At 61.3% G+C, this 24,029-nt stretch carries 40 protein-coding genes and 1 tRNA gene; 5 read left to right on the top strand and 36 right to left on the bottom strand.

Going from position 1 to position 24,029, the window contains the following annotated elements:
• Positions 1-51: 51 nt before the first annotated feature.
• Both FZX09_RS09255 and FZX09_RS09250 read right to left on the bottom strand, forming a co-directional pair.
• Positions 52-543, bottom strand: a complete 492-nt coding sequence (locus FZX09_RS09255; protein ID WP_226402161.1) for a photosystem I reaction center protein subunit XI — start codon at positions 541-543, stop codon at positions 52-54.
• A gap of 43 nt (positions 544-586) precedes the next feature.
• A complete protein-coding gene (locus FZX09_RS09250) occupies positions 587-703 on the bottom strand; it encodes a photosystem I reaction center subunit VIII (protein WP_006851672.1) in 117 nt (38 codons plus the stop codon).
• Positions 704-793: 90 nt separating this feature from the next.
• Between FZX09_RS09250 and FZX09_RS09245 the strand changes: the two genes are divergently transcribed.
• Positions 794-1,261, top strand: coding sequence for a HEAT repeat domain-containing protein (locus FZX09_RS09245; protein WP_226402160.1), 468 nt, complete (start codon positions 794-796; stop codon positions 1,259-1,261).
• On the opposite strand, the gene FZX09_RS09240 is transcribed toward FZX09_RS09245, so the two are convergent.
• Together FZX09_RS09240 and FZX09_RS09235 are read right to left on the bottom strand one after the other, a co-directional pair.
• The gene (locus FZX09_RS09240; RefSeq protein ID WP_226402159.1) at positions 1,219-2,181 is read right to left on the bottom strand and encodes a glycosyltransferase family 2 protein; all 963 of its coding nucleotides are present in this window, start codon (positions 2,179-2,181) and stop codon (positions 1,219-1,221) included. The genes FZX09_RS09245 and FZX09_RS09240 overlap by 43 nt on opposite strands.
• A 60-nt stretch (positions 2,182-2,241) precedes the next feature.
• On the bottom strand, positions 2,242-2,970 hold the full coding sequence (locus FZX09_RS09235) for a C40 family peptidase (RefSeq protein WP_226402158.1): 729 nt from the start codon (positions 2,968-2,970) through the stop codon (positions 2,242-2,244).
• A gap of 17 nt (positions 2,971-2,987) precedes the next feature.
• On the opposite strand from FZX09_RS09235, the gene FZX09_RS09230 reads away from it, so the two are divergent.
• Entirely contained in the window at positions 2,988-3,902 is a 915-nt protein-coding gene (locus FZX09_RS09230; RefSeq protein ID WP_226402157.1) for a serine hydrolase, read from the top strand.
• A 16-nt stretch (positions 3,903-3,918) separates the two neighbouring features.
• Here the strand turns inward: FZX09_RS09230 and FZX09_RS09225 are convergent.
• Together FZX09_RS09225 and alr are read right to left on the bottom strand one after the other, a co-directional pair.
• Positions 3,919-4,007: transfer RNA gene (locus FZX09_RS09225), tRNA-Ser, on the bottom strand.
• 37 nt (positions 4,008-4,044) lie between these two features.
• The gene (gene alr, locus FZX09_RS09220; RefSeq protein ID WP_226402156.1) at positions 4,045-5,175 is read right to left on the bottom strand and encodes an alanine racemase; all 1,131 of its coding nucleotides are present in this window, start codon (positions 5,173-5,175) and stop codon (positions 4,045-4,047) included.
• A gap of 69 nt (positions 5,176-5,244) precedes the next feature.
• Between alr and FZX09_RS09215 the strand changes: the two genes are divergently transcribed.
• Entirely contained in the window at positions 5,245-5,745 is a 501-nt protein-coding gene (locus FZX09_RS09215; protein ID WP_188021621.1) for an HNH endonuclease, read from the top strand.
• Between the two features lie 3 nt (positions 5,746-5,748).
• On the opposite strand, the gene prfA is transcribed toward FZX09_RS09215, so the two are convergent.
• The 30 genes from prfA to rplC form a co-directional block, all read right to left on the bottom strand.
• Entirely contained in the window at positions 5,749-6,846 is a 1,098-nt protein-coding gene (prfA, locus tag FZX09_RS09210; RefSeq protein ID WP_226402155.1) for a peptide chain release factor 1, read from the bottom strand.
• Positions 6,847-6,861: 15 nt separating this feature from the next.
• On the bottom strand, positions 6,862-7,113 hold the full coding sequence (gene rpmE, locus FZX09_RS09205) for a 50S ribosomal protein L31 (RefSeq protein ID WP_006851595.1): 252 nt from the start codon (positions 7,111-7,113) through the stop codon (positions 6,862-6,864).
• Positions 7,114-7,123: 10 nt separating this feature from the next.
• The gene (rpsI, locus tag FZX09_RS09200) at positions 7,124-7,525 is read right to left on the bottom strand and encodes a 30S ribosomal protein S9 (protein WP_006849745.1); all 402 of its coding nucleotides are present in this window, start codon (positions 7,523-7,525) and stop codon (positions 7,124-7,126) included.
• A complete protein-coding gene (gene rplM, locus FZX09_RS09195; protein WP_226402154.1) occupies positions 7,522-7,974 on the bottom strand; it encodes a 50S ribosomal protein L13 in 453 nt (150 codons plus the stop codon). Before rplM ends, rpsI begins: the two co-directional genes overlap by 4 nt.
• Before the next feature lie 156 nt (positions 7,975-8,130).
• Entirely contained in the window at positions 8,131-9,012 is an 882-nt protein-coding gene (gene truA, locus FZX09_RS09190) for a tRNA pseudouridine(38-40) synthase TruA (protein WP_226402153.1), read from the bottom strand.
• 25 nt (positions 9,013-9,037) lie between these two features.
• Entirely contained in the window at positions 9,038-9,388 is a 351-nt protein-coding gene (gene rplQ / locus FZX09_RS09185) for a 50S ribosomal protein L17 (RefSeq protein WP_006851925.1), read from the bottom strand.
• A gap of 49 nt (positions 9,389-9,437) precedes the next feature.
• A complete protein-coding gene (locus tag FZX09_RS09180; RefSeq protein ID WP_226402223.1) occupies positions 9,438-10,376 on the bottom strand; it encodes a DNA-directed RNA polymerase subunit alpha in 939 nt (312 codons plus the stop codon).
• 47 nt (positions 10,377-10,423) lie between these two features.
• Positions 10,424-10,816 carry a 30S ribosomal protein S11 gene (rpsK, locus tag FZX09_RS09175; protein WP_006850182.1) on the bottom strand — a complete coding sequence of 131 codons (393 nt, stop codon included), beginning with the start codon at positions 10,814-10,816 and terminating at the stop codon, positions 10,424-10,426.
• 35 nt (positions 10,817-10,851) lie between these two features.
• Positions 10,852-11,217 (bottom strand): 30S ribosomal protein S13, encoded by a 366-nt coding sequence (gene rpsM, locus FZX09_RS09170; protein WP_226402152.1) that lies wholly within the window; start codon positions 11,215-11,217, stop codon positions 10,852-10,854.
• A gap of 71 nt (positions 11,218-11,288) precedes the next feature.
• Entirely contained in the window at positions 11,289-11,402 is a 114-nt protein-coding gene (gene rpmJ / locus FZX09_RS09165) for a 50S ribosomal protein L36 (RefSeq protein ID WP_071840122.1), read from the bottom strand.
• A gap of 46 nt (positions 11,403-11,448) precedes the next feature.
• Positions 11,449-12,000 carry an adenylate kinase gene (locus tag FZX09_RS09160; protein ID WP_226402151.1) on the bottom strand — a complete coding sequence of 184 codons (552 nt, stop codon included), beginning with the start codon at positions 11,998-12,000 and terminating at the stop codon, positions 11,449-11,451.
• Positions 12,001-12,052: 52 nt separating this feature from the next.
• Entirely contained in the window at positions 12,053-13,372 is a 1,320-nt protein-coding gene (gene secY, locus FZX09_RS09155) for a preprotein translocase subunit SecY (protein WP_226402150.1), read from the bottom strand.
• Positions 13,373-13,476: 104 nt separating this feature from the next.
• The gene (gene rplO, locus FZX09_RS09150) at positions 13,477-13,932 is read right to left on the bottom strand and encodes a 50S ribosomal protein L15 (protein WP_226402149.1); all 456 of its coding nucleotides are present in this window, start codon (positions 13,930-13,932) and stop codon (positions 13,477-13,479) included.
• A 6-nt stretch (positions 13,933-13,938) separates the two neighbouring features.
• A complete protein-coding gene (gene rpsE, locus FZX09_RS09145) occupies positions 13,939-14,583 on the bottom strand; it encodes a 30S ribosomal protein S5 (protein ID WP_226402148.1) in 645 nt (214 codons plus the stop codon).
• Positions 14,584-14,597: 14 nt separating this feature from the next.
• Positions 14,598-14,966: a 50S ribosomal protein L18 gene (gene rplR, locus FZX09_RS09140; RefSeq protein WP_226402147.1), complete on the bottom strand. Its 369-nt coding sequence runs from the start codon at positions 14,964-14,966 to the stop codon at positions 14,598-14,600.
• A 33-nt stretch (positions 14,967-14,999) separates the two neighbouring features.
• Positions 15,000-15,539 (bottom strand): 50S ribosomal protein L6, encoded by a 540-nt coding sequence (gene rplF / locus FZX09_RS09135; protein ID WP_226402146.1) that lies wholly within the window; start codon positions 15,537-15,539, stop codon positions 15,000-15,002.
• 14 nt (positions 15,540-15,553) lie between these two features.
• Positions 15,554-15,955: a 30S ribosomal protein S8 gene (rpsH, locus tag FZX09_RS09130; protein WP_006850769.1), complete on the bottom strand. Its 402-nt coding sequence runs from the start codon at positions 15,953-15,955 to the stop codon at positions 15,554-15,556.
• Between the two features lie 19 nt (positions 15,956-15,974).
• Positions 15,975-16,514, bottom strand: a complete 540-nt coding sequence (gene rplE, locus FZX09_RS09125) for a 50S ribosomal protein L5 (protein WP_011363383.1) — start codon at positions 16,512-16,514, stop codon at positions 15,975-15,977.
• Between the two features lie 40 nt (positions 16,515-16,554).
• Entirely contained in the window at positions 16,555-16,911 is a 357-nt protein-coding gene (gene rplX / locus FZX09_RS09120; protein ID WP_226402145.1) for a 50S ribosomal protein L24, read from the bottom strand.
• Between the two features lie 2 nt (positions 16,912-16,913).
• Positions 16,914-17,279 (bottom strand): 50S ribosomal protein L14, encoded by a 366-nt coding sequence (gene rplN / locus FZX09_RS09115; protein ID WP_006851211.1) that lies wholly within the window; start codon positions 17,277-17,279, stop codon positions 16,914-16,916.
• Entirely contained in the window at positions 17,276-17,572 is a 297-nt protein-coding gene (gene rpsQ / locus FZX09_RS09110) for a 30S ribosomal protein S17 (protein ID WP_006850241.1), read from the bottom strand. Before rpsQ ends, rplN begins: the two co-directional genes overlap by 4 nt.
• A gap of 17 nt (positions 17,573-17,589) precedes the next feature.
• The gene (gene rpmC, locus FZX09_RS09105; protein WP_006850073.1) at positions 17,590-17,799 is read right to left on the bottom strand and encodes a 50S ribosomal protein L29; all 210 of its coding nucleotides are present in this window, start codon (positions 17,797-17,799) and stop codon (positions 17,590-17,592) included.
• A 2-nt stretch (positions 17,800-17,801) separates the two neighbouring features.
• On the bottom strand, positions 17,802-18,278 hold the full coding sequence (gene rplP / locus FZX09_RS09100) for a 50S ribosomal protein L16 (RefSeq protein ID WP_006851743.1): 477 nt from the start codon (positions 18,276-18,278) through the stop codon (positions 17,802-17,804).
• Between the two features lie 16 nt (positions 18,279-18,294).
• Positions 18,295-19,023 (bottom strand): 30S ribosomal protein S3, encoded by a 729-nt coding sequence (rpsC, locus tag FZX09_RS09095; RefSeq protein WP_226402143.1) that lies wholly within the window; start codon positions 19,021-19,023, stop codon positions 18,295-18,297.
• 20 nt (positions 19,024-19,043) lie between these two features.
• On the bottom strand, positions 19,044-19,409 hold the full coding sequence (gene rplV, locus FZX09_RS09090; protein ID WP_226402142.1) for a 50S ribosomal protein L22: 366 nt from the start codon (positions 19,407-19,409) through the stop codon (positions 19,044-19,046).
• Between the two features lie 3 nt (positions 19,410-19,412).
• The gene (gene rpsS / locus FZX09_RS09085; RefSeq protein WP_006849645.1) at positions 19,413-19,688 is read right to left on the bottom strand and encodes a 30S ribosomal protein S19; all 276 of its coding nucleotides are present in this window, start codon (positions 19,686-19,688) and stop codon (positions 19,413-19,415) included.
• A 35-nt stretch (positions 19,689-19,723) separates the two neighbouring features.
• Entirely contained in the window at positions 19,724-20,587 is an 864-nt protein-coding gene (rplB, locus tag FZX09_RS09080; RefSeq protein ID WP_006851794.1) for a 50S ribosomal protein L2, read from the bottom strand.
• 15 nt (positions 20,588-20,602) lie between these two features.
• Positions 20,603-20,905 carry a 50S ribosomal protein L23 gene (locus FZX09_RS09075; protein WP_006850625.1) on the bottom strand — a complete coding sequence of 101 codons (303 nt, stop codon included), beginning with the start codon at positions 20,903-20,905 and terminating at the stop codon, positions 20,603-20,605.
• The gene (gene rplD / locus FZX09_RS09070; protein WP_226402141.1) at positions 20,898-21,533 is read right to left on the bottom strand and encodes a 50S ribosomal protein L4; all 636 of its coding nucleotides are present in this window, start codon (positions 21,531-21,533) and stop codon (positions 20,898-20,900) included. The genes FZX09_RS09075 and rplD overlap by 8 nt, the downstream gene beginning before the upstream one ends.
• Positions 21,533-22,189, bottom strand: a complete 657-nt coding sequence (gene rplC / locus FZX09_RS09065; protein WP_226402221.1) for a 50S ribosomal protein L3 — start codon at positions 22,187-22,189, stop codon at positions 21,533-21,535. Before rplC ends, rplD begins: the two co-directional genes overlap by 1 nt.
• A 380-nt stretch (positions 22,190-22,569) precedes the next feature.
• Here rplC and FZX09_RS09060 point away from each other — a divergent pair, with 380 nt between their 5' ends.
• Positions 22,570-23,031, top strand: a complete 462-nt coding sequence (locus tag FZX09_RS09060) for an NAD(P)H-quinone oxidoreductase subunit N (protein ID WP_226402140.1) — start codon at positions 22,570-22,572, stop codon at positions 23,029-23,031.
• Positions 22,998-24,029, top strand: a complete 1,032-nt coding sequence (locus tag FZX09_RS09055; RefSeq protein WP_226402139.1) for an LdpA C-terminal domain-containing domain — start codon at positions 22,998-23,000, stop codon at positions 24,027-24,029. The genes FZX09_RS09060 and FZX09_RS09055 overlap by 34 nt, the downstream gene beginning before the upstream one ends.

The raw sequence follows: 24,029 nt of genomic DNA, 5'->3' as shown, positions 1-24,029 counted from the left end.
CAGGCAACCGGGGGGTTAGTGATTTTGGTTTAGAGGTTTCGGTGAATGGCTTCAGCCGACGCTCCAGACACCAGCAGCGATCTTGAACAGCTCCTGAACGTGAACGGTGTTACAGAGGAACCAGGCGAAAACGGCACCGCCGCAACCACCCAGCCAGAATCCACTGGTGAAGTCAGACCAACCGGTGCGGGTGAAGAGGTCGGCGGGGGGATTCTCAACCGTCACATCTGCAGGGGGGATGTTGGGTTGCTTGCCGGGCTGGTTGTAGAGGAGGAACAGCAGGCTGAGGATGTGCACGGCGCCAATGGCAGCCAGCAGTCCAGCGGTTTGCTGGTACTCCGTGGCACGCAGGGGGCCGCAGATGGTGAAGGGGCCGTAGAGCAGATAACCGAAGGCTGCACCGGTTTCCAGACCACGGAAGTTCGGGGAAATCCCGGGGCGGTACAGGGGCAGGTTGTTGATCAGACCCTTGATGAAATAGCCGCTGTTGACGGGTGTCGCCAGGTTGCCGACGCAGGGATCAGCAGCAGGAGTGACGGTCATGAATTACGAGTGCTGAGGGGTTGAAACGGTCCGCAGGTCGCGGTCACTCGGCCGCGGTGATCACTCGACCAACAAGGACGATGAACACTGCAGGGAACACGATTCCTGTGATGGGCACGAAAATCGCAGGCAGCCAGGCAGCAGCGAAATCTCCAGTCATGTCGAGGCCAAAAGCTTCGCAGCTACTGTAAGTAGGTCCGTTCTGAAGGCCTGCTTTAGGCCCCGACGGCGACATAAAAGTTCAATCCGCATGCAGAACGTTCTCCTCCCTGGTGCCGTCGTGCTGCTCACGGTGGTGCTCTGGTTGCGCAGGAAGCCGGTGAAGCCGATGCTCTCCAGCACGGATGCCAGCCGTGTCGCACAGATCAACCGTGCCCAGCTGGAACTGGTGATTGAGGCTGCCGCTGATGGGGAATCCGCCGATGCTTCCTTGGTTTCCTGGATGTCACCGAGCACTCCCCTCGAGCGTCTTGACCTGGAGCGTCGCCTCAAGGCCGACATGGAGGCTGGCCCCGAGGAGCGTTTACGCGCCGTTCGTTTGGCCGCCCGATGGGGGCACCGCTCGGCTTTACCCCTGCTGCGCCAAGCATTGCGGGACAGCGATGCGCGTGTGGTGGAAGAAGCAGCCGCCGCGATCGCACCGTTCCGTGGTGCGCCAGCCGCTGCCCAGACCACTCAGCCGGCTCGGGCTCCCCGCAACGTTTCTCGGATGCGATAAATCGGTCGATCCTGGCTTTCGTGGTAGGTGCGGATCAGCAGTTCGCCGAGAAGCCCGAAGCAGAACAGTTGAATCCCCGCCAAACCAAGCACCACCGCGAGGGTGAGCAGTGGGCGATTGGCAATGTCGCCTCCCATCACCTTAATCACGAAGAGATAGGTGCTGGTGACAAGGCTGGCGGTGATTGCCAGCAGTCCCCCGAAGCCGAAAACGTACATCGGTCGAGTCAGAAAACGCTTCATGAACCAGACGGTGAGCAGATCCATCAGCACACGGAAGGTGCGATCGATCCCGTATTTGCTGCTGCCGAACTGACGCGCTCGGTGGTTCACCTTCACTTCGGTGATCCGTGCGCCTTCGATGAAGGCCAGGGCGGGAAGAAAGCGATGCAGCTCTCCATAGAGCCGCATGTCTGCCAGCACCTCCCGTCGATAGGCCTTGAGGGAGCAGCCGTAGTCATGCAGCCGCACCCCGGTCACCCGGCCGATCAAGCGGTTGGCGATCCGGGAGGGAAGTTTGCGCTGGAGGGCGGCGTCCTGGCGCTGATGGCGCCAGCCACTCACGAGGTCATACCCCTCCCTCAATTTGACCAGCAGCATGGGGATGTCGGCTGGATCGTTCTGAAGATCCCCATCCAGGCTGACGATGACCTCTCCGCCAGCCACATCAAAACCAGCCGCCATGGCTGCGGTCTGGCCATAGTTCTTGCGCAGCAGCACAGCCACCACTTCGGGCACCTCTGCGCTGACCTCGGCCAGCACTTTGGCGGTACGGTCGCTGGATCCGTCGTCGACCAGGACCAGCTCAAACGTCTCGTCGGTTGGACGCAGTGCTGAAAGGAGCTGCTCAACCAGATGGGGCAGGCTTTCCTCTTCGTTGTACAGCGGCACCACCACCGAGAGATTCAGGGGTGCACTCATGCCTGTCGCGCTGCTAGTTGGTCAACTTAAGCAGGGGCCCGGTTGATCAGGCTGACAACGTCAGGAGAGATGCGATCCGTCATGGCATCGCACCACACGGCCTGCGCCGCGGAATTCAGCCCTGTAGTGGCAAGCCACCGGGTGTTGATCGCTGCTGTGGAGGTTGTCGATGCCGATTCCATTGCGCCCATGGTCCTGGCCTGAGCTATGGCGGTAGCGGCCATCGCCGAGATGGAGCCCCACATGGGTGCAACGCCGGCGTGTGCCAAAAAACAGTAGATCTCCTGGGAGCAGCAGGCTGTGATCGTTGGGGAGAGCGGCAATTGGTTGGCAGAATCGCTCCTGCTGATAGGCATCTCGCGGAATCCAAATTCCCTGGCTGGCAAAGGCCATTTGCATCAGACCGGAACAATCCATGTCCGGTTCAGTGGTTCCGCCCCAAAGATAGACGTTGGGACGTTTCTGGGCGGTTTCGCTCCAGGCGAGCACGCCGGGTAGACGTCGTTCAATGTCCGCCACGTTCAGCGGCGACGGTCGCCAGGGTGCACATTGCTCAGCTCGTCCCAGAACCGACTCGAGTGCGAGCCAGCAGCGGTAACCATCCTCAAGCAGCTGAACAGCGATCCTCCTGCGCTGCCTCTCCAGGATGCGAAAGCGGCGTCCAGAACAGGCCTGGGTGGTCAGGCTCTCGCCGTCGGATCTCGAGTAGCCATTGACGTCAGTGCACAGCTGCCAACAGGAGCCTGTCTCAATCAGGTCTGGGGCCAGCAGGGTGCCTAACGTCGCCATGGCCCAATTGAATCGCTATGGCGTTCTACCGTCCCGATCCCGCAATGGCGGCTCGGCTTGAGGCGGCCCTCGATGGGCTCGATGCTGACGGCCGCCCAGGGCTGCGCAACAGCCTGGCGATCACCTGGGTGAGGTACGACGACGCTGCACCGGAGGCTGGTCAGGGCAGTGGTGCTTCCTGGAACCAAGACCGGATCCTTTATCCGGCCAGCGTGGTGAAGCTGTTCTATGCAGTCGCCGTTGAGCAGTGGCTGCAACGGGATCTGATCCCTGAAAACGACGAATTGCAGCGCGCGGTGCGCGACATGATCGCCGACTCCAGCAACGATGCGACTGGGCTTGTGGTTGATCTACTCACAGGCACCACCAGTGGCCCTGCACTTCACGGCGAACGCTGGGAGCTTTGGACGCAGCAGCGTCGTTTGATCAACGGCTGGTTGCAGACCTTGGACTGGCCGGAACTTGAGGGGGTGAATTGCTGCCAAAAGACCTGGGGTGATGGTCCCTATGGCCGGGAGAAATTGTTCTACGGGGCTGACAACAGCAACCGCAATGGCTTGTCCACCGCTGCGACAGCCCGGATGCTGGAGGCGGTGATGACCGGTGCTGCGGTTTCACCGCCGGCCTGTCGTCGACTGCAGGGTCTGTTGCGGCGCTCGCTGGATCATCAGCAGCGTCGTGCCGATCCTGAAAACCAGGTTGATGGGTTTCTCGGTGGGGGCTTACCTGAGGACGCGCTCCTCTGGAGCAAAGCCGGCTGGATGAGTCAGGCCCGTCACGACGCAGCGTGGTTTCAGACCTCCGAACAGCAGCCACCCAGTTTGCTGGTGGTCTTCACGACGGGGCCTGATCGCGCCAGGGACGAATCCCTTTTGCCGGAGCTGGCACGGCAACTCAACCTGTTAGCTAGCTCTGATCAGCCAGCGAATTGAGTCAATGAACTTGGAACGGAGAGGGAGGGATTCGAACCCTCGACAGAAGTTGCCTCCTGTAACTCCTTAGCAGGGAGCCGCTTTCAACCACTCAGCCACCTCTCCAGCAGCGCACCCAGAGTACCAAGTGCTGGGCAGTTGGTCAGACTTCAACGCGGGGTAGGCGTCGTTTGAAACCACAGAGGATCTCCCAGGGAATCGAACCGCAGTGGTTGCTCCAAATCTGAGGGCTTAACTCCAGATCGCCGTCTTGGCCCAGCAGAGTGACGATGTCGCCTTCCTCCAGCTCAGCTGCATCGGTGGCATCCAGCATCAGCTGGTCCATGGTGATGGCTCCCACCTGAGGCAGCTGGCGATTGCGATACAGCGCGTGAATGTGCCCGCTGAGGGACCGCAGAACTCCATCGGCATAGCCGATGCCCACCACCGCTAGCCGAGTTGGGCGCTGGGTGATGAAGCGGTGGCCGTAGCTGACTCCTGTGCCAGCGGCTACCTCGCGGATCAGGCTGACCCGGGCGCGAACCGCCAGCGCGGGTTGCAGGGGAATGACATCGCTCAGATGGGCAGCGGGGGCATGGCCGTATAGGGCTAGACCAACGCGCACGAGGTCGTGGTGCAGTTCCCGGTTGAGCAGGGTCCCCGCGGAGTTGGCCAGATGGCGGTTGATGCTGGTGCCCGCTTGGGGCAGGGCCGAGAGCATGCTCACGAAACGATCCTGCTGGAGGCTGGTCAAGGCATCGTCTGGCTCATCAGCACAGGCCAGATGGCTGTAGATGCCTTCCAGATTGAGGTGTTCCAGATTTTGCAGCTCCGTCGCGGTCTGATAGCCGTCGCTGAGGGAGCAGCCCAGCCGTGCCATGCCGGTGTCGATCTTCAGCTGCACGTCGAAACATCGACCGCTGTCGGCAGCGAGCTCATTGCAGAGCTGGGCCTCCTTGAGGCTGCTCAGGGTGGGCATCAACCGCCAGTGCAGGCAGGTGCGCAGGTCGTCTGGTTCACAGAGGTTGCTCAGCAACAGCACCGGTGCCTCCAGGCCGGCCCGCCTCAGTTCAAGACCCTCCTGCAGCGTGGCCACGCCAAGGCTGGTGGCTCCCCCTTTCAGAGCAGCCCGTGCCACCGTTTCGGCGCCGTGTCCATAACCATCGGCCTTCACCACCGCCATCAGTTGGGTACGAGGACCGAGGTGCTGGCAGAGAGCCCTGGCATTGGCCTGAATCGCTGCAGGTGAAACTTCCACCCAGGCGCGCTGACGTGGATTCAGCTCCGGAGTCACAGGCAGTGCTCGGCGCTACCGAGACGGCTTCACATCGCCGATAGCATGAACCTTATTGAGTGAGCTGGCATGGGCCAGGTTCTCGTTCTCAATGCGTCCTACGAGCCGCTCAATATCACCACCTGGAGAAGGGCTGTGGTGATGATGCTGAAGGGCAAGGCCGAGAGCCTGGAACACGACCCCTGTCGACAACTTCGTCAAGGCACCCACCTGCCGACGGTGATTCGCCTGCGGCAGTACGTCCGCGTTCCCTTCCGTCAGCTGCCCCTGACGCGTCGCAACCTCTTCCAGCGGGACAACCACACCTGCCAGTACTGCGGCAGTCGTGACAATCAGTTGTCAATCGACCATGTGATGCCCCGCAGTCGGGGAGGTGGTGACACCTGGGAGAACGTGACCACCGCCTGTCTCAGCTGCAATGTGCGAAAGGGCAACCGAACTCCGAAGGAAGCCGCCATGCCTTTGCGCCATGTCCCGCGGCGGCCGGCCAGCAGCCTCAGTTTTGAGGCCCGGCGCCAGATCCATTCCGGGCATCATCAGGAATGGGCGAAATACGTCATTGGTGCTTGACCGTCAGGTCTCGGCTTGATCGCTCAGGGCTTCGAGTTTCTGACGTTGCTCTTCGGCGATGCACGCACCGATCAGGTCCTCCAATTGGCCCTCCAGCACAGGCTCAAGGGTGAAGTTTCGACCCAGCCGGTGATCGGTGGTTCGGTTGTCTTTGTAGTTGTAGGTGCGGATTTTTTCGGAGCGGTCACCACTGCCCACCTGGGCGCGGCGGTCGCTGCTTTCCCGTTCCGCAGCAGCAGCCTGCTCCCGCTCCAACAATTTGGCGCGCAGGATTTCCAGCGCCCGTTCCCGGTTCTGCAGCTGGGAGCGTTCCTGGGTGCAGAACACACGGATCCCCGTGGGTTTGTGGAGAAGGTCCACGGCTGTTTCCACCTTGTTGACGTTTTGCCCCCCCGCACCGCCTGAACGAGCGGTGCTGATGTCGAGATCCTTTGGATCGAGCTGAACTTCCACGGCATCGGCTTCCGGCATCACGGCCACCGTGGCTGTGGAGGTGTGGACCCGACCCTGGGATTCTGTGGCCGGGACGCGTTGCACCCGATGCACTCCCGCTTCAAATTTCAGTTGGCTGTAAACGCTGTCGCCACGCACCGAAAGGATTAGTTCACGAAACCCTCCCAGGTCGGCCTCGGTGCAGCTGATGGATTGCACGGCCCAGCCCACTTTCTGGCTGTAACGCTCATACATCCGTGCCAGATCACCGGCCCAGAGACAGGCCTCGTCGCCCCCTGCGCCGGCACGAATTTCCAGCATCACGCTGCGCTCATCGCGGGGATCTCGCGGCAGCAGAGCGAGGGTGAGCCGCTCCGTCAGCGTTGAATGCTGCTCTTGGAGGCTGGCCAACTCATCTTGCGCAAGTTCCTCCATCGCAGCGTCACCGCGACTGTCTTTGAGCAGTTGACGTGCGGAATCACGCTCGGATTCGAGTTTCTTGAGTTCCTCGAAGTCGAGCACAAGAGGCTCAAGCCTTGATCGCTCCCGTGCGATCGATTCAATCCGCTTCGGATCAGCGGCCACATCAGGATCAGCCAGCTGCCGCTCGAGGTTGCGGAAGCTGGCTGTGGCTGTTTCCAGCCGTGTGAACAAGGTCGAGGCGTCCATGCCCCGTTCTCACCCTCAGGCTTTGGACTCGGCCTTGGCGGAGTCGGCACCTTTTTTCTTGGTGCCCATGCCGTACTTCTTCATGAAGCGGTCCACACGACCCTCGGTGTCGAGAATCTTCTGGGTGCCAGTGAAGAAGGGGTGGTTGCCGCTCCAGACGTCGACGTGGATCTCGGGCTGGGTGGCGCCTGTGGTCATGACCACTTCGCCGTTGCAGATCACCTTGGCGTCGGGATACCAGGTGGGATGAATGTCGGGCTTTGGCATCGGTAAAAAATCAGCGCTTGGAGAACTGAGGAGCCTTACGGGCTTTCTTGAGGCCGTACTTGCGGCGTTCCTTGGCACGGGGGTCGCGGCTCAGGTGACCTTCCGTCTTCAGCGGCTTGCGGTTGTCGGCAGACAGTTCACACAGGGCGCGGGCAGCACCCTGCTTAATGGCGCCGGACTGACCGGTGAGTCCACCACCGTGAACGTTCACGAGGATGTCGTACTCGCTGCTAAGGCCGAGGGTCTCTAGGGGAGCCTTCACCGCTGCGATGTATGAGGGGTTGTAGTTCAGATAGTTGTCGCCGGGACGACCGTTGATGGTGATCGTTCCATTGCCGGGGACGAGGCGAACACGGGCGACAGAAGTCTTGCGACGACCGGTGCCCCAATAAACGACGGAATTGTTGCTCATTTGGCGGATGCGGAGGGGTTGAGCTGAAGAGGCTGGGGCTTCTGAGCGGCGTGGGGATGCTCGGTGCCCTTGTAGACCTTGAGCTTGCGGAACATCTGGCGGCCCAGGGCGTTGTGGGGAAGCATGCCTTTGATGGCCTTCTCCACGATCCGCTCGGGAATCCTTTCCTGCAGAGCCTCGAAGGTTTCCACCTTCATTCCACCGGGACGACCGGAGTGACGGCGGTACAGCTTCTGCTGGGGCTTACGGCCGGAGACCTTGATCTTCTCGGCGTTCACAACGACGACAAAATCACCGGTGTCCAGATGGGGGGTGAAGCTGGGGTTGTTCTTGCCGCGGAGCACGGCTGCCACTTCAGTGGCCAAACGGCCGAGGGTTTGATTCTCAGCGTCCACCAAGTACCACTGGCGGTCGATCGAATCAATCGGGGGGAGAGAGGTCTTGTTCATCGCGCCGGCATGCCGGTTCGGGTATGTCCCGCCTAATGCAGCGGAACTGGGCAAAGGGGGTCGGTCCAGAGCTGGACCTGACGGGGCTAAAGATCGAGCTTACTCTTCAGCCCTCCAGCTCCTGTGAGTTGGGCAGCATTCCAAGTAGAGGCCCGTTTATTCCGGCGTTGAGGGTGGATCCGGAGGCGGATCGCTCTCGGCCAGAAAAAACCACGGTTGACAATCGTACCAGCCGGCTTTGGTGAAGATGGGCTCCGCATAGCCAGCCCGAAGCAAGCAGAGGCCTGTGGCTGGCGCTGCCTCCTTCACCTCGTGGCGTCGTCGTTCCCGCCAGCGATGTTCAAAGGCGGCAACACTGAGACGGTGCTCGCCAACGGCCACCAACTGGGCCATCAGCAGGCGAACCATGCCGTACAGAAAACCACTGGCCTGAATCTCAACCCGGAGAAGATCGCCTTGGCGCTCCACGAGCACCTCCTGCACGGTTGTTCGGGCATGGGCGCGACGGCTGCCTGCCTTCATGAAGGCGCTGAAGTCGTGTAGGCCAAGCATGGTGTTCAAAGCGTCCCGCATGCGGGACGCATCCAGCCTCTGTTGGTAGCGGTGCCAGCTCCAGGGGCTGAGAAACAGATTGGGGCGCCGGCCGTTGTGAATCGTGTACCGGTACCGCCGGTAGATGGCGGAGTAACAGGCATGCCAATCGAGGGAACGGGCGACGGATTCGCGCACACGAATGGTGCTCGGCAGGCGGCCGTTCAAGGCCGGGGCCCATTTGTGAGCGGGGATCGGGCCACTGCAGTCGAAGTGCACCACCTGGCCGGCGGCATGAACGCCGGCATCGGTACGACCGGCGGCAAAGGTCTGCACTGGCCGGTGCGGATCGAGCTGGGCGATGGCGTCATCCAGCACGGCCTGAACACTGCGACCGTTGCGTTGGCGCTGCCAGCCACAAAACGAAGAACCCTCGTACTGAAGGCTGAGGCCGATCCGCTGAAGGGACGCTGGCTCAAGACTTGCAGACGAGGGTGCGGTATTCAAACGTCAGGACTGACGTGAGGCCTGATCAGACCAATTCAATGATGGCCATCTCGGCGTTATCGCCACGGCGGGGAACGGTACGCGTGATGCGGGTGTAGCCGCCCTTGCGATCGCTGTAGCGGTTGGGTGCCTTGTCGAACAGGGCATGCACCAGTTGCTTGTCGTAGATGTAGCCCATGGCCCGGCGACGAGAGGCGAGGCTGCCGTCCTTGGCCAGGGTGATCATGCGCTCGGCTTCATCGCGAAGCGCCTTGGCCCGTGCCTTGGTGGTGGTGACCCGACCTTCGCGAATCAGCTGGGTGGTTAGGGCGCGCAGCATTGCCTTGCGCTGGTCAGCTGGACGTCCCAGCTGAGGAACTCGGCATTGATGACGCATGGTTCTGTCGGTGACGAAGACGAAAAAGGACGTTCAGGCCGTTCTGCGGTTATGCAGAAGTCCGGCTCTGGGGGATGGAGATGCCGATGCGCTCGAGGGCTTCGATGACTTCATCAGCGGATTTGGAACCGAAGTTCTTGATCTCGAGTAGATCCTCATAGCTGAAGCCCATCAGGTCAGACACGGAGTTGACCTGGGCGCGCTTGAGGCAGTTGTAGGCCCGAACCGAAAGGTTCAATTCCTCTAGAGGAATCTGTGCTTCCGCCGAGGGCTCGGGTTCAGCAGGAACTTCCTCCACGAGAGTGACCGTGGCAAGCGGCTGGAACAGCTCAATCAATTGATTGGCCGACTGAGCCAGGGCGTCGTCGGGAGTAATGGAGCCGTCAGTGATGATCTCCATCCGAAGGCGCTCGCGGGCCGAACCGCCTTCAGCAACGGCGGTTTCGTCAATCGTGAAATTGACCCGGGTCACAGGCATGAACACCGCATCGATCTGGAGCAGATCGATGGCACTGGTTTCTTCGTTGTACCGATCCACCGGGCGATAGCCGACGCCACGCTCAACGTGAACTTCCAGCTCGAGGCTGTGGCCATCGGCCACGGTGGCGATCGGACGATCGGCGTCCACCACTTGAACCTGAGAGGAGAACTGCAGATCTCCGGCCTTGACTTCAGCGGGACCAGCCACCACAAGACGGCCGATCTCCAGTTCGGCCGAACGGCTGCTGACTGTGAGCTCCTTGCAGTTCAGCAGGATGTCGAGAACGTCTTCACGTACCCCAGGAACCGTGGCGTATTCGTGATTGACACCGGCAATCCGGATAGCGGTGACGGCACTGCCTTCGAGGCCACCCATCAGCACGCGACGCAACGCGTTGCCCAGGGTCGTGGCCTGGCCACGCTCTAGGGGGCCGATCAGGAAGACGCCGGACTGGGCGCGATCCTCGGCCACCTGATGCTCGATGCGATCAATCTGGTACTGCAACACGATCTGAATCGGGGTAAGTGGAGAAACCGGACGGAAATCAGCTCGGTTCAGACGCGGCGGCGCTTGGGCCGGCGGCAACCGTTATGGGGCAGGGGAGTGACGTCGCGAATCAGGGTGATTTCGAGGCCAGCAACTTGGAGTGCGCGAATGGCGGTCTCACGGCCTGAGCCAGGGCCTCTCACAAGCACTTCAATCTGACGCATGCCTTGGTCGAGTGCACGACGTGCGGCTGCCTCTGCAGCAGTTTGAGCGGCGAAGGGGGTGCCTTTGCGAGCACCTTTGAAACCACTGGCGCCTGCGGAGGACCAAGAAATCACCTCACCGGCCGTGTCGGTGATGGACACGATGGTGTTGTTGAAGGTGCTCTGGATGTGAGCAACACCGTTGGGGACGTTGCGCTTGGCCTTCTTAGGCCCGGATTTTTTGACGGTTTTAGCCATGGCCGTATGCAGTCAGGGATAAGGATGTAGAGGACTTACTTCTTCTTGCCAGCCACAGTTTTCCGCGCGCCGCGGCGGGTACGGGCGTTGGTGCGGGTGCGTTGGCCACGAACCGGAAGGCTCATGCGGTGGCGACGGCCACGGAGGCAGCCAATGTCTTGCAGGCGCTTGAGGGCCATGCCTTCCTGACGGCGCAGATCACCTTCCACCGTGTACTCCTCTAGAGCACCGCGGAGCTTCTGAAGATCTCCGTCCTCCAGATCTTTCACCCGGATGTCAGGGTTCACACCGGTTTTGGCCAGGATGGACTGTGAGCGGGTGAGCCCAACTCCGTAGATGTAGGTGAGGGACACTTCAATCCGCTTGTCGCGGGGAATGTCAACGCCGGCGATCCGTGCCACGTTCGTTCAGTTGAAAAGGACAGATACCTCCGAGGTCCTGGAGGCGAGGAATGTTTTAGAACAGCTGGGGATCAGCCCTGGCGCTGTTTGTGCTTGGGGTTGGTGCAAATGACCATGACCTTGCCGTGGCGACGGATCACCCGGCACTTGTCACACATTTTTTTCACTGAGCTGCGCACCTTCATGAGGCGTGGCTCTCCAAATTTCCAAACGGCAACATTACCATGCGGGTCAACTCAGTATGGATTCGATCCGCTTGGTGATCTCCTCGACAGAGCCCTGGGCAGGGACGGAAACCAGGAGACCTTTATCGCTGTAAAAGCGAATTAGAGGTGCCGTTTTCTCACGGTAAACCTCAAGGCGATTGCGGATCACCGCTTCGTTGTCGTCGGCGCGACCGCGGGCCAGCAGCCGTTCAATCAAAACGGCGTCATCCAGCTCCAGCAGAACCACGGCCTGGATGGGTTGCTGCAATTCGGCCAGTAGGGGTTCGAGGGCTTCCGCTTGGGGCACTGTGCGTGGAAACCCATCCAGCAGCCATCCATCCGTGGTGAGTGCCTTCATCTGGCTTTCCACAATTGCCAGCACGAGGGCGTCGCTCACCAACTCGCCGCGGTTCATCACCGCTTCAGCTTCTTTGCCTAGTTCGCTGCCGGCTGACACTTCAGAGCGAAGCAGATCGCCTGTGGACAGATGCTTCATGCTGTTGGCATCGCACAGTCGGGTGGCCTGGGTGCCTTTGCCGGCTCCGGGAGGGCCAAGAAAGAGCAAGCAATTTTTCATGGTTTCGTAATCGTGGGGTGAAGTGAACGGAAGGTGCGCTGCTCAGCAGCGCTCATTGGCGAACCAGGCCTTCGTAGCGTTGAGAAATCACATAGGTCTGCACTTGCTTGGCGGTGTCGATGGCCACACCGACCAGGATCAGCAGTGAAGTAGCGCCAAGACCTTGGAAGGTCTGCACATTTGTGGCGCGTTCCACGGCCGCAGGAATGATGGCGACGGCGCCGAGGAACAGACCACCCAGCAAGGTGAGGCGGTTCTGGACTCCTGAGAGATAGTTGGCCGTGGCGCTGCCGGGGCGGACGCCCGGAATTGCCACACCACCCCGTTTCAGGTTGGTGGCTATGTCAGCGGGATTCACCGTGAGTGAGGCGTAGAAGTAGGAGAAGCCCAGGATCAACCCAAAAAAGGTCAGAGCGTACGGCCAGGGGTTCGCTGCTCCGGGATTTAGTGCACTGGCAGCACGGATCAACCACTCGCTCTTGGTCAGGTTGGCGATGGTGACCGGCAGGAAAATAAGGGCTGAGGCAAAGATGATCGGCATCACACCGCCAGCATTCAGCTTGAGCGGCAGATAGCTCTGACGGGTGGGGAGAACGCCTGCTCCACCCACCTGGCGCTTGGCACTGACGATGGGAATACGGCGAGCCCCCTCCTGCACGAAGATGATTCCAACGATCGTTGCCAGGAACACCAGCACAAGAACAATGATGCCCAGCACGGTGTCGCGGTCACCGGTTTGAGCGGCTTCGATCGTGGCGCCGAGGGTGCGCGGCAGGGTGGCGACGATGTTCAGAAAAATCACCAGGGAGGCTCCCTGGCCGATGCCCCGCTCCGTGATCACTTCACTCAGCCACATCACCACCATCGATCCGGTGACTAAGGCCAGTGCCGTCTGCACCACAAAGGTCACTTCGCTGAGGCCTTCCACGGCGTATTGGCGCAGGATCATCGCGAAGACCACGCTCTGGACGAGCCCCCATCCCAGCGCCACATAGCGAGTGATCTGGGCGATCTTGCGTCGGCCGGCCTCGCCCTCATTCTTCTGGAGGTCTTCCAGTTGCGGCAGCGCTGCGGTCAGCAGCTGGAGGATGATCGAGGCATTGATGAACGGCAGGATCCCAAGGGCAAAAATGCCCAGGGTGGAGATGCCCCCGCCGGTGAAAATGTCGAGGAAACCGATCAGCTGTCCGCCCTGATCGATGAACTGCTTGAACGCTTCTCGATCGATTCCTGGCATCGGGATGTAGATCCCAAGACGCACCAACAACAGCAGACCGAGTGTGGTGAGCACACGACTGCGGAGCCCAGGGTTGGTGATCAGCTGGCCGATCACTTCGGAGGCGTTGGGGTTGCGACCCCGACTGACGAGCATGTCCGGAAGAAAGTGAAGTTGGGCGAAAAGCCAAGAAGCCGCCCGTGGATCGAAATCCAGCGGACGGCTCAGACCCTAGGGCTGACTTGGGGGCGAGCCCTTGATTAGTCGAGGATTTCGCAGGTGCCACCTGCGGCTTCGATCTTGGTGCGGGCGGATGCTGTGAACGCCGCGGCTTGCACTGTCAGCTTTTGGGCTTTCAGTTCACCGTTGCCGAGCATCTTCAGCGGATGCTTGGGGCTGGTCACGATGCCGTCCTTAACTAGGGAATCCAAGTTGACGGAGCTGCCGTCCTTCAGGTCGTTCAATGCCGAGACGTTGAGCACGGTGAAGTGCTTGGGATTGACCAGGGGGAAGTGCTTCAGCTTCGGCACCCGGCGGTAAAGAGGCATTTGGCCACCCTCGAAACCGGGGCGCGTGGGGCGACCCGAGCGGGATTTCTGGCCGCGCATACCGAAGCCGCAGCTGGCGCCCTGACCGGCAGCGATGCCGCGGCCCTTGCGCAGTTTGCGGCGACGAGCGCCCTTGTTTGATTTGAGGGAATCGAGTCGGAGAGTCATCGCGAATCAGGAATAGATCTGTTCGAGGGAGATTCCCCGTTCCTTGGCCGTCTCCTTATGGGTGCGGAGAAGCGACAGGGCCACCATGGCAGCCCGTGCATTGTTCAGGGGGGTCTTGCTGCCCAGACGCTTGGCCAGGACATTCTTGATGCCAGCGAGTTCGAGCACTGTGCGGATTGAACCGCCAGCGATCACACCGGTACCAGGCGCTGCAGGGCGGATGAGCACGCTCGCAGCACCGTCACGACCATTGGAGATGGTCGGGATGGAGTTGTGACGGGTCAGCGGCACCTTGACGAGGTGCTTTTTGCCATCGGCAACACCCTTGCGGACAGCACCGATCACATCACCTGCCTTGCCGACGCCAACGCCGACCTGGCCTTTCTCGTTGCCGACGACAACGATGGCCCGGAAGCTCATCTTCTTGCCGCCTTTGACGGTTTTGGAGACGCGGCGGATCTGAACCACGCGCTCTTGCCATTCGGAGTCGCGCTCTTGGCCGCGACGACCACCACGCCGGTCGCCACGACGACCGTCACGGTCGCCACGGCCGCGGCGCTGTTCCTGATGCTGCTGCCCTTCGGCTGCCGCTGGAACGTCGGCTGCACCCGGTACGGCGTTGGGATTGGATTGGGGGGAGGAATCTGTCATGGGTTAAGCAGGAATCAGAACTGAAGGCCCGCTTCCCGGGCGGCATCGGCGAGGGCTTTAATCCGGCCGTGGTACAGATTTCCGCCGCGGTCGAACACCACCTGCTGGATGCCTTTGGCAATGGCGCGCTTGGCGACCAGTTCGCCGACGGCGACAGAGGCGTCGCAGCCGCCAGCCGGAGCCTTGAGGCCGGCACGCAGCTCCTTGTCAACGGTGGAGGCTGAGCACAGTGTGCTCTGGGCCGCGTCGTCGATGACCTGGGCGTAGATGTGGTTGTTGGAGCGGAACACGGCCAGCCGCGGACGGTCTGAGGTTCCGGTGATGTGACGACGCAGACGCCGGTGGCGTTTCTGCGTCTGCTGTTTGCGGGACAGTTGGGACATGGTGGATGAAGGGTAGGAACGTCAGGACAAGGCTTATTTCTTGCCGGACTTGCCTGCCTTGCGCAGGATGCGCTCGCCCTCGTACTTGATGCCCTTGCCCTTGTAAGGCTCGGGGGGGCGGATGGCGCGGACCTTGGCGGCTTCGTTGCCCACCAGCTCCTTATCGATTCCGGAGACAATCACCTTGGTGTTGTTCTCCACCTTGAAGGTGATGCCCTCAGGTGCTTCCATCTCGACGGGGTGGCTGTAGCCAGCACTCACCACGAGGGTTTTGCCTTTGACCTGGGCACGGGAGCCCACGCCGACGATCTCCAGGGACTTGCTGTAGCCGTTGTTGACACCCTCGATCATGTTGGCGACAAGGGTGCGGCTCAGGCCGTGGCGCTCACGGGAGATGCGCTTGGTGCTCGTGGGGGAGACCACGATGGTGTTGTTGTCCTGGCTGACGCTGACGCCATCAGGAAGGGTGCGCTCCAGCTCGCCTTTGGGCCCTTTCACCTTGACGGTGAGGCCGTCGAGGGAAACGGTGACCTTTTCAGGGACGGGAACGGGGTTTTTGCCGATTCGTGACATGGTTCAGCTCCGGATCAGTAGACGTAACAGAGCACTTCGCCACCGACGCCCTCACGGCGGGCGTCGCGGTCGCTCATCACACCCTTGGAGGTGGAGATGATCGCCACACCCAGTCCGCCGAGGACTTTGGGCAGGCCGCGAGTGTTCTTGTATATGCGGAGACCGGGCTTGCTGACCCGCTGCATGGAGCGGATGGTGGGCAGCCTGTGCTTGCCGCTGTACTTGAGGGCGAGCACCAGTTCGGTGCGAACGCCTTCACCCTGCTCGCTGATCTCGGAGATGAAGCCCTCCTGTTGCAGCACCTTGGCGATGCTGCGGGTCATCCGCGAAGCGGGGATCTTGGTGGTTTCGTGACGTTTCTCACTCGCATTGCGAATGCGGGTGAGCATGTCGGAAATGGGGTCGTGGTTGGCCATAGGTGTCGACGGGGAGGGCTCAGTTGCTCTGGAACGGCATTCCCATCTCGCGGAGGAGGGCCCGGCCCTCTTCGTCCGAACGGGCAGTGGTCACGATGGTGATGTCCATGCCCCGGATCGCATCGATCTTGTCGAAGGAGATCTCAGGGAAAATGATCTGTTCGCGCACCCCAAGGGTGTAATTGCCGCGGCCATCGAAACTCTTGGGGCTGACCCCGCGGAAGTCGCGAATGCGGGGCAGCGCCAGGTTGATCAGGCGCTCGAGGAAGGCATACATCCGATCACCACGGAGGGTGACGGCACAGCCGATCGGCATGCCCTGCCGAATCTTGAAGCCAGCGATGGCTTTTTTGGCACGGGTCACAACGACCTTTTGGCCGGTGATCTGCGCCAGCTCATTCACCGAAGCCTCAAGAGACTTGGCATTGGCGGCGGCTTCGCCGAGACCCCGGTTAACGGTGACTTTCAGCACCTTGGGGACTTCATGGATGTTGGTGAGGGAGAGATCCTTCTGCAGCTTGGGCTGGATGGTCTCCCGGTAGCGCTTCTTGAGTGACATAACGGGTTGGGGTGCTTCTGGGCGTGGTCAGAAGTCGGGATCAGTCGATGACTTCACCGGTTTTCTTGAGCCGGCGCTTCTTGGTGCCGTCCTTCTCGACGACGATTTCAACGCGGCTTGCCACCTTTTTATCGGTGGAATACAACATCACGTTGGAGGCATGCAGGGAAGCTTCCTCCGTCACGATGCGGCCTGTCTCGCCCTCTTGGGTGGGCTTTTCGTGGCGGGTGCGCATGTTCACGCCCTCCACGACGACGCGGTTCTCGTTGGGCAGGGTGCGCAGAACGGCACCGGTCTTGCCCTTGTCCTTGCCGGCGATCACCTGAACGGTGTCTCCCTTGCGGATGCGCATTTTGATGCGCTCGGTGGACTTGGCCTTGGTGGTTGCAGTCGCCATAGTCAGATCACCTCCGGAGCGAGGGACACGATTTTGGTGAAGCTGCGCTCACGCAGCTCACGGGCAACCGGTCCGAAGACGCGGGTACCTTTCGGGTTTTTGTCGTCGTTGATGATGACGGCGGCGTTGTCGTCGAACCGGATCGAGTTTCCGGTTTCACGACGCATGGTGGCTTTGGTGCGCACCACAACGGCCTTCACCACGTCGGACTTTTTGACGCCCATGTTGGGGGCGGCATCCTTGACGGCGGCAACGATTACGTCGCCCACGTGGGCATAGCGACGGTTGGTGCCGAGGACGCGAATGCACTGGATGCGCTTGGCGCCGCTGTTGTCGGCAACGGTGAGGTAGGACTCCTGCTGGATCACTGCTTCACCTCCTGAGCTTCAGCCTTGTTGGCTTCCTCAGCTGCAGCCTTGGGGCTGTGGCTGAGAACCTCGGCGATGGCCCACCGCTTCTGGCGGCTCATCGGACGGGTTTCAGTGATGCGAACGCGGTCACCGACGCGACAAGTGTTGTCTTCGTCGTGAGCCTTGTAACGGGTGGTACGGCTGACCGTCTTTTGATAGATGGGGTGTGGGAAGCGGCTTTCCACCGCGACCACCACCGTTTTTTCCATCTTGTCGCTGACGACGGTGCCGATCCTTTCCTTGACTGCCATGGTTACGGAGTGGGGGATCAGGAGGCGGTGGAGCGCTGGCGCTCCGACTGCACCGTCAGCAGCTGGGCCAGCTTGATGCGGACCTCTTTGAAACGGTGCGTATTAGCGAGCTGGCGCGTGGCCTGCTCGAAACGGAGTTGGAACAGTTCGCGGCGCAGGCCATCGATCTGTTCGTTGATGTCCGAATCGGACAGGCTGCGCACATCGGCGGCGTTAGGACGGGCCATGGTCAGGACTCCACGGTGACGGCTTCAGAAGCTGCCGGAGCCTTGGCACCAGCTGACTTCTCCTGCTCATCCAGCTGGATGAACTTGGTCTTCACGGGAAGCTTGTATTGCGCGAGGCGCATAGCTTCCTTGGCGATTTCGGGGGTGATTTCATCACCGCCCATCTCGAACAGGATCCGGCCGGGCTTGATCACCGCAACCCAGAATTCTGGGTTGCCCTTACCGGAACCCATCCGGGTTTCGGCAGCGCGCATAGTGACTGGCTTGTCGGGGAAGATCCGGATCCAGATTTTTCCGCCACGCTTGACGTAGCGGGTCATGGCACGACGGCTGGCCTCGATCTGGCGCGAGGTGATCCAGCCACATTCCTGTGCCTGCAGCGCGAACTGTCCGAAGGCAATGGTGTTGCCCCGGGTGGCGACGCCGCGCATGCGGCCTCGCTGCTGCTTACGGAATTTGACGCGTTTTGGACTCAGCATGGTTCAGGCCTCCTGTTCAACCCTCGTTGGAGCGGTCTTCGAACTGTTGGGGCCGACGGCTGGCCCGGCGCCGGGGGGCGGCTCCCACCGGCATGGGCTGAGCCTGTTCGCTCAGCACCTCGCCCTTGAACACCCACACCTTGATGCCGAGCACGCCGTAGGTCGTGCTGGCCACCTTGGTGGCGTAGTCGATGTCGGCACGCAGGGTATGCAGAGGCACCCGACCCTCACGGGTCCATTCCGTCCGAGCAATCTCAGCACCGTTCAGGCGACCGGACACCTGGATCTTCAGACCCAGAACGCCGGCACGCTGAGCGCGCTGCACAGCCATGCGGATCGTGCGGCGGAAGGCCACACGCTTCTCCAGCTGCTGGGCGATGTACTCGGCAAGCAGGAATGCATCACCGTCGACGCGTTCGACCTCGACAACATTGATCCGCACCTGACGACTGGAGTCGCCGACGGTCTTCTGAATGCCAGAACGAAGGTCTTCGATGCCGCTGCCTTGACGGCCGACCAGCACACCAGGGCGTGCGGTCTTGAGTTCAACTTCAAGTTGGTCGGCCTTACGGGCGATCAGCACATCGCTGATGCCGGCGGAGCCGTACTTCTTGTGGATGAACTTGCGAATCCGGTCATCCTCCTGAAGGAGGGCCGGATAGTTTTTGCTGGAGGCGTACCAGCGTGACCGGTGTTCCTGGGTGATCCCCAGGCGCAGACCGGTTGGGTTGATTTTGTGTCCCATTGGGTCAGAGTCCTCGGGGGTCAGGAATCGGTCTGAGCCGCCACAGCAATGCTGATGTGGCAGGTCTGTTTCTTGATCTGGAAAGCCCGGCCTTGGGCGCGGGGGCGATAGCGCTTCATGGAGGGGCCCATGTCAGCGCTGGCGCTCAAGATCACCAGAGAAGAGGGGTCAAGACCGAGGTTGTGCTCAGCGTTGGCCACCGCAGACCGGAGCACCTTGGTGATCGGGCCGGTGGAGCGGTAGGGCATGAACTCGAGCATGATCAGCGCGTCGCGGTAGGTGCGGCCACGGATTTGGTCGAGCACACGGCGCACCTTTGACACGGAGCCTCGGATGAAGCGGCCGTGAGCCTGGGCAGTGGGTGCCGTTGGGGTTGACGATGTCATGGATTAGCGGCCTCCTTTCTTGTCTCTGATGTGGCCCTTGAAGGTGCGGGTGGGAGCGAACTCTCCCAGCTTGTGACCCACCATTTGCTCGGTGATAAACACCGGCACATGGGTGCGGCCGTTGTGAACCGCGATCGTGTGGCCGATCATCATCGGCAGGATTGTGGAAGCCCGTGACCAGGTCTTGATCACAGACTTGTCGTCGTTGTCGTTCTGCTTTTCAACCTTGCGAAGCAGGCTGTCGGCAATAAACGGACCTTTTTTGAGTGAACGTCCCATAACGGTTTAAGCAAGCGGCAAAGTGATGGATTGCATCAGGAATCGCGTCCGCCACGGCTCCGCTTGGAGGTCTTGCGACGCTTCCGGAGAACGTATTGGTTGCTGGGTTTGTTCCGCTTGCGGGTCTTGAGACCCAGGGCGGGTTTGCCCCAGGGGGTCACCGGGCCGGAACGGCCGATCGGTGCACGACCCTCACCACCACCGTGGGGGTGATCGCAGGGGTTCATCACACTGCCTCGAACCTGAGGACGACGTCCGAGCCAGCGGCGACGACCGGCCTTGCCCAGGCTGGTGTTGCGCATTTCGGAGTTGCCGACCTCGCCGAGGGTGGCGTAGCACTCGCGGCGAACCAGGCGCACCTCGGTGGAGGGCAGCTTCAGAGCGACGTAGTCGCCTTCTTTTGCCATCACCTGGGCGCTGGCACCGGCGGTCCGGACCATCTGGCCGCCACGACCGGCGTAGAGCTCAACGCAGTGAACAGCCGAACCAAGGGGCACCGAGGACAACGGCATGGCATTGCCGTTCTCGATCGGGGCATCAGGGCCGGAGACCACGGTCTGACCCACCTGAACTCCTGCGGGAGCCAGGATGTAGCGCTTCTCGCCATCGGCGTAGAAGAGCAGTGCCAGACGCGCGTTGCGGTGCGGGTCGTAGTGAATTGCGGCCACCTTGGCGGGGACACCGTGCTTATTGCGACGGAAATCAACCACGCGGTAGAGGCGCTTGTGGCCACCACCACGGTGGCGGCAGGTGATCACACCGCGGTTGTTGCGACCCTTTCGGCGGTGTTTAGCCACCACCAGGGTCCGCTCCGGCTTGCGGCTGGTGATCTCACTGAAATCAGTGACCACCCGGGTGCGGGTACCGGGGGTGTAGGGGCGGAAATTACGGATTGCCATGACGATTCAGACCCCTCAGGACTCAGGGAAGAGTTGGATCGAGTTGCCCTCCGCCAGGCGCACCACGGCTTTCTTCACTTGGGCACGTTTGCCGGCGAAGCGACCCATGCGACGGGAGCGTCGCGGGGGATTCATGGTGCTGATGCCGGTGACCTTCACATCGAAGAGCTGCTCAATGGCGGCCTTGATGTCGGGCTTCGCGGCGCGGTGGTCTACCTCGAAGGTGTACTGGTTGATTTCGAGGGCGCGGGTGGCCTTCTCGGTGATCAGGGGACGGCGGATCACATCCGCCAGGCGTCCTTGGAAACGTTCAGTCATCGCCGTAGACCTCCTGGATGGTTGCGAGAGCTTCCTCGCCAAGCACCAGAGCATTGGCGTGGAGCAGGTCGAAGACGTTCAGCTGATCTGCAGAGATCAACTTGACTTTCTCCAGGTTGCGCACGGAACGGCGCACAACATCGGAGGGGTTCGTCAGAACGATGAGCACCTTGGAGCCGGCCGCGACACCGAGGCGTCCCAGAGCATCCGTGATTTCACGGGTCTTGGGGGCCTCCAGCGCAGTAGCGAAGTCCTTCACGACGGTCACATCGTCAATGCGGGCCATCAGCGCAGTGCGCAGGGCCAGACGACGCTCCTTGCGGTTCATCGCAAGGTTGTACGTGCGGGGTTTGGGTCCAAAGATGATGCCGCCGCCGGGCTTCAGGGGAGTCCGGATGGAGCCCTGACGGGCCCGACCAGTTCCTTTCTGCTTGTAGGGCTTGCGACCACCACCACGCACTTCTGAACGGGTGAGGGTGCTGGCGGTTCCTTGTCGTGCATGGGCCTGCTGACGCAGAACAGCCCGATGCATGAGATCAACGGCGGTGGTCTCTTTGGCCACCTTCAGGTCCAGGGTTGCCTTGCCGGCTTCCTTGCCCTGCCAATCACGAACGACACAATTGGCCATCACTTACCTCCTTTGGCGGGCTTGGCGCCCACGCGCAAGGCTGGGCGGATGTTGAGCAGCGCACCAGGCTTGCCGGGCACGGATCCCTTCACCACCAGCAGGTTGTGCTCGCTGTCCACCTTGAGGATGGTCAGGCCACGGGTGGTGATTTTCTTGCCGCCGTAGCGACCGGCCATCCGCTTACCGGGATAGATGCGGCCCGGGGTCGTGCCGGCACCGGTCGAACCGGGCTCGCGGTGATTCTTCGAGCCGTGGGTCATCGGACCCCGGCTGAAGCCGTGGCGCTTCTGGTAGCCAGCGAAGCCGCGGCCGACAGTGTCACCACTGACGTCCACCTTCTGGCCGGCTTCGAAATCGCCGACGGTAATGTCTCCACCGAGTTCGAGACCTTCAACGCTGTCGACGCGGTATTCGCGCAGATGACGCAGAAGCCCCTCACCGGATTTGTTCAGGTGACCCTGGGCGGGCTTGTTGATCAGCTTTTCGCGGGTTTCGCCAAAGCCGATCTGCACTGCGGAATAACCGTCAGTGTCGTCGTTTTTGAGTTGGGTGATGCGGCAGGGGCCGGCTTCGATCAAGGTGACCGGAACAGCTCTGCCCTGCTCGTCGAAGAACTGGGACATACCCAGCTTCTTCCCGAGGATGCCGATGGACATGGATGGGGAGGAAGCGCCAGCGTGGACAACCACCAGGCGGAAAGCCGCATGGGGTCAGGTGCTGATCGATTGGACGCAGACGTGGTTCGAAGCGGAACTCCCGAAGGAGTTGATTCGAATGGGCTAGCGAACGATGCAGCGAGGCTGGGACTTGCATCTGCACGATGTGCTGTTGCAGTTTCCCGACGGAGATTTCCGAAGAAAGCTTCCGTACTGGCCTGGAGATTCGGCGCAATCGCCGAATCTGTTCTGCCGACTGGAGGCCCGGCTAGCGGACGGGCACAGAAACACAGAACAAACATCGAACTTACAACACCGACCTTCCCCCTCCCCTGATCCTTCTGCCTGCTGCCAGAATCCTTTTAATCCCTGTAGCTGCCATGCCTCTGCTTCTCACCGGTCAGGCATTTCGCCGTGATCTCGAAGCCAATGGCTGTCTGGCGGTTCAGGCTCCGCTCGAAGGCGGTGCAGAAACGCGTCTATTAAGACGTCTGCGCGGTGCCGGTTACAGCACCCGCATGACATCAGCCCGCGGCCTTGGTGATCCGGAGGTGTTCCTCACCCAGAAGCACGGCATCCGTCCTCCCCATCTCGGTCACCAAAGTGTTGGTCGTGGTGCTGCTGTGGGAGAAGTGCAGGAGGTGGCTCCCCAGCTCGGCGACCTGTTTGAAGGTGATGCTCCTGTGGCCCTCTGGCTGCTGGAAGGCCAGGTGCTGTCGCGCTCCGAACTTCTTTCCCTCTGCGATCTTTGCAAGCGCGAACCACGTCTACGCATCATCGTGGAGATGGGTGGTGCTCGCAGCCTGAAGTGGGAACCGATGACCTCATATCTGAAGGCCTGACGCCTGACGAGGCCCTCGATCAGGGCCGCTGGGTCAAGCTCATCTGTGGAGCAAGCAACCAGGATGTGCCTGCCATAGCCGATCTGACCGCTGTTTTTGCTGCTGTTGGTGTTCATTGCGTTGATGTGGCTGCAGATCCAGCGGTCGCCCTTGCAGCGCGTCGCGGGCTGGACTGGGCTGAGTCGCAAACAGGGCGTCGCCCCTGGCTAATGGTCAGTCTCAGCGATGGCATCGATGCTCACTTCCGCAAGGCCTGGTTCGATCCTGACCACTGCCCCGCGGACTGCCCGCGGCCCTGCGAAAGGATTTGTCCGGCGGCGGCGATTCCGCCCGCTGCTGGGATCGACCAGCAGCGTTGCTATGGCTGCGGCCGCTGCTTGCCGGCTTGCCCCCATGGCTTGATTGAGGAACGCGACCACCGACTGGCACCCGAGCAGGTGATCTCCTTGCTGAAATCGATCCAGCCCGATGCTGTGGAGATTCACACGGCGTCTGGGCATGACGAGGGCTTCTCGACGCTGATCCAAAGCCTTCAGCAGTACAACGTTCCCCTGCGGCGCTTGGCCGTGAGCTCGGGCTTGGAGGGCCACGCCGTGAAGGCCGATCAGTTTGCTGGTTTGCTTTGGCGTCGCTACTCCCGCCTGCGCCAAGCCGGTTACAGACCCCTCTGGCAGCTGGATGGGCGTCCGATGAGCGGCGATGTGGGCGCTGGCACCGCGCGAGCTGCGGTTCAGCTCTGGCGTGCCATGCGTGGTCTGGCGCCGCCGGGTCCGCTTCAGCTTGCCGGTGGCACCAATGCCGCAACGCTGGAGTTCCTGCACCCGACGGAGCGGCCGGCTGGCATCGCCTTTGGTGGTGTGGCTCGTCGCTTGCTGATGCCTGTGCTGGATGAGGCGCAAACCCGTGGGCTTGCCTTGTGGCAATGGCCCGAGGGTTGGGAGCGTGCCCTCTCTCTCGCGCGTCCATTGGTTACGCCATGGTTGCAGCGCTCTTGCTAG

The organism is Synechococcus sp. MU1643 (assembly GCF_020514095.1).
Lineage (GTDB): Bacteria > Cyanobacteriota > Cyanobacteriia > PCC-6307 > Cyanobiaceae > Parasynechococcus.
Note: the sequence above shows the minus strand (reverse complement) of the source record. Positions and strands in the feature narration are given on the sequence as shown.

Bases quoted from the DNA above. Each gene is read 5' to 3' on its own strand.
- rplQ (WP_006851925.1), bottom strand. From the start codon at position 9,388: ATGCGTCATCAATGCCGAGTTCCTCAGCTGGGACGTCCAGCTGACCAG.
- secY (WP_226402150.1), bottom strand. From the start codon at position 13,372: ATGCTCGTCAGTCGGGGTCGCAACCCCAACGCCTCCGAAGTGATCGGC.
- rpsQ (WP_006850241.1), bottom strand. From the start codon at position 17,572: ATGGCAGTCAAGGAAAGGATCGGCACCGTCGTCAGCGACAAGATGGAA.
- rpsK (WP_006850182.1), bottom strand. From the start codon at position 10,816: ATGGCTAAAACCGTCAAAAAATCCGGGCCTAAGAAGGCCAAGCGCAAC.
- FZX09_RS09230 (WP_226402157.1), top strand. From the start codon at position 2,988: ATGGCGTTCTACCGTCCCGATCCCGCAATGGCGGCTCGGCTTGAGGCG.
- FZX09_RS09255 (WP_226402161.1), bottom strand. From the start codon at position 543: ATGACCGTCACTCCTGCTGCTGATCCCTGCGTCGGCAACCTGGCGACA.
- FZX09_RS09250 (WP_006851672.1), bottom strand. From the start codon at position 703: ATGACTGGAGATTTCGCTGCTGCCTGGCTGCCTGCGATTTTCGTGCCC.
- rplB (WP_006851794.1), bottom strand. From the start codon at position 20,587: ATGGCAATCCGTAATTTCCGCCCCTACACCCCCGGTACCCGCACCCGG.
- prfA (WP_226402155.1), bottom strand. From the start codon at position 6,846: ATGGACGCCTCGACCTTGTTCACACGGCTGGAAACAGCCACAGCCAGC.
- FZX09_RS09240 (WP_226402159.1), bottom strand. From the start codon at position 2,181: ATGAGTGCACCCCTGAATCTCTCGGTGGTGGTGCCGCTGTACAACGAA.
- rpmJ (WP_071840122.1), bottom strand. From the start codon at position 11,402: ATGAAGGTGCGCAGCTCAGTGAAAAAAATGTGTGACAAGTGCCGGGTG.
- rplX (WP_226402145.1), bottom strand. From the start codon at position 16,911: ATGGCGACTGCAACCACCAAGGCCAAGTCCACCGAGCGCATCAAAATG.
- rplR (WP_226402147.1), bottom strand. From the start codon at position 14,966: ATGTCCCAACTGTCCCGCAAACAGCAGACGCAGAAACGCCACCGGCGT.
- rplM (WP_226402154.1), bottom strand. From the start codon at position 7,974: ATGAACAAGACCTCTCTCCCCCCGATTGATTCGATCGACCGCCAGTGG.
- rplE (WP_011363383.1), bottom strand. From the start codon at position 16,514: ATGTCACTCAAGAAGCGCTACCGGGAGACCATCCAGCCCAAGCTGCAG.
- rplP (WP_006851743.1), bottom strand. From the start codon at position 18,278: ATGCTGAGTCCAAAACGCGTCAAATTCCGTAAGCAGCAGCGAGGCCGC.
- FZX09_RS09075 (WP_006850625.1), bottom strand. From the start codon at position 20,905: ATGACTGAACGTTTCCAAGGACGCCTGGCGGATGTGATCCGCCGTCCC.
- FZX09_RS09235 (WP_226402158.1), bottom strand. From the start codon at position 2,970: ATGGCGACGTTAGGCACCCTGCTGGCCCCAGACCTGATTGAGACAGGC.
- FZX09_RS09060 (WP_226402140.1), top strand. From the start codon at position 22,570: ATGCCTCTGCTTCTCACCGGTCAGGCATTTCGCCGTGATCTCGAAGCC.
- rplO (WP_226402149.1), bottom strand. From the start codon at position 13,932: ATGACTCTCCGACTCGATTCCCTCAAATCAAACAAGGGCGCTCGTCGC.
- rpsI (WP_006849745.1), bottom strand. From the start codon at position 7,525: ATGAGCAACAATTCCGTCGTTTATTGGGGCACCGGTCGTCGCAAGACT.
- rpsC (WP_226402143.1), bottom strand. From the start codon at position 19,023: ATGGGACACAAAATCAACCCAACCGGTCTGCGCCTGGGGATCACCCAG.
- rpmC (WP_006850073.1), bottom strand. From the start codon at position 17,799: ATGGCCCGTCCTAACGCCGCCGATGTGCGCAGCCTGTCCGATTCGGAC.
- FZX09_RS09215 (WP_188021621.1), top strand. From the start codon at position 5,245: ATGGGCCAGGTTCTCGTTCTCAATGCGTCCTACGAGCCGCTCAATATC.
- rpsH (WP_006850769.1), bottom strand. From the start codon at position 15,955: ATGGCCAACCACGACCCCATTTCCGACATGCTCACCCGCATTCGCAAT.
- rpsE (WP_226402148.1), bottom strand. From the start codon at position 14,583: ATGACAGATTCCTCCCCCCAATCCAATCCCAACGCCGTACCGGGTGCA.
- FZX09_RS09245 (WP_226402160.1), top strand. From the start codon at position 794: ATGCAGAACGTTCTCCTCCCTGGTGCCGTCGTGCTGCTCACGGTGGTG.
- rplV (WP_226402142.1), bottom strand. From the start codon at position 19,409: ATGACATCGTCAACCCCAACGGCACCCACTGCCCAGGCTCACGGCCGC.
- rplF (WP_226402146.1), bottom strand. From the start codon at position 15,539: ATGTCACGAATCGGCAAAAACCCCGTTCCCGTCCCTGAAAAGGTCACC.
- FZX09_RS09160 (WP_226402151.1), bottom strand. From the start codon at position 12,000: ATGAAAAATTGCTTGCTCTTTCTTGGCCCTCCCGGAGCCGGCAAAGGC.
- rpmE (WP_006851595.1), bottom strand. From the start codon at position 7,113: ATGCCAAAGCCCGACATTCATCCCACCTGGTATCCCGACGCCAAGGTG.
- rplC (WP_226402221.1), bottom strand. From the start codon at position 22,189: ATGTCCATCGGCATCCTCGGGAAGAAGCTGGGTATGTCCCAGTTCTTC.
- rplD (WP_226402141.1), bottom strand. From the start codon at position 21,533: ATGGCCAATTGTGTCGTTCGTGATTGGCAGGGCAAGGAAGCCGGCAAG.
- rpsS (WP_006849645.1), bottom strand. From the start codon at position 19,688: ATGGGACGTTCACTCAAAAAAGGTCCGTTTATTGCCGACAGCCTGCTT.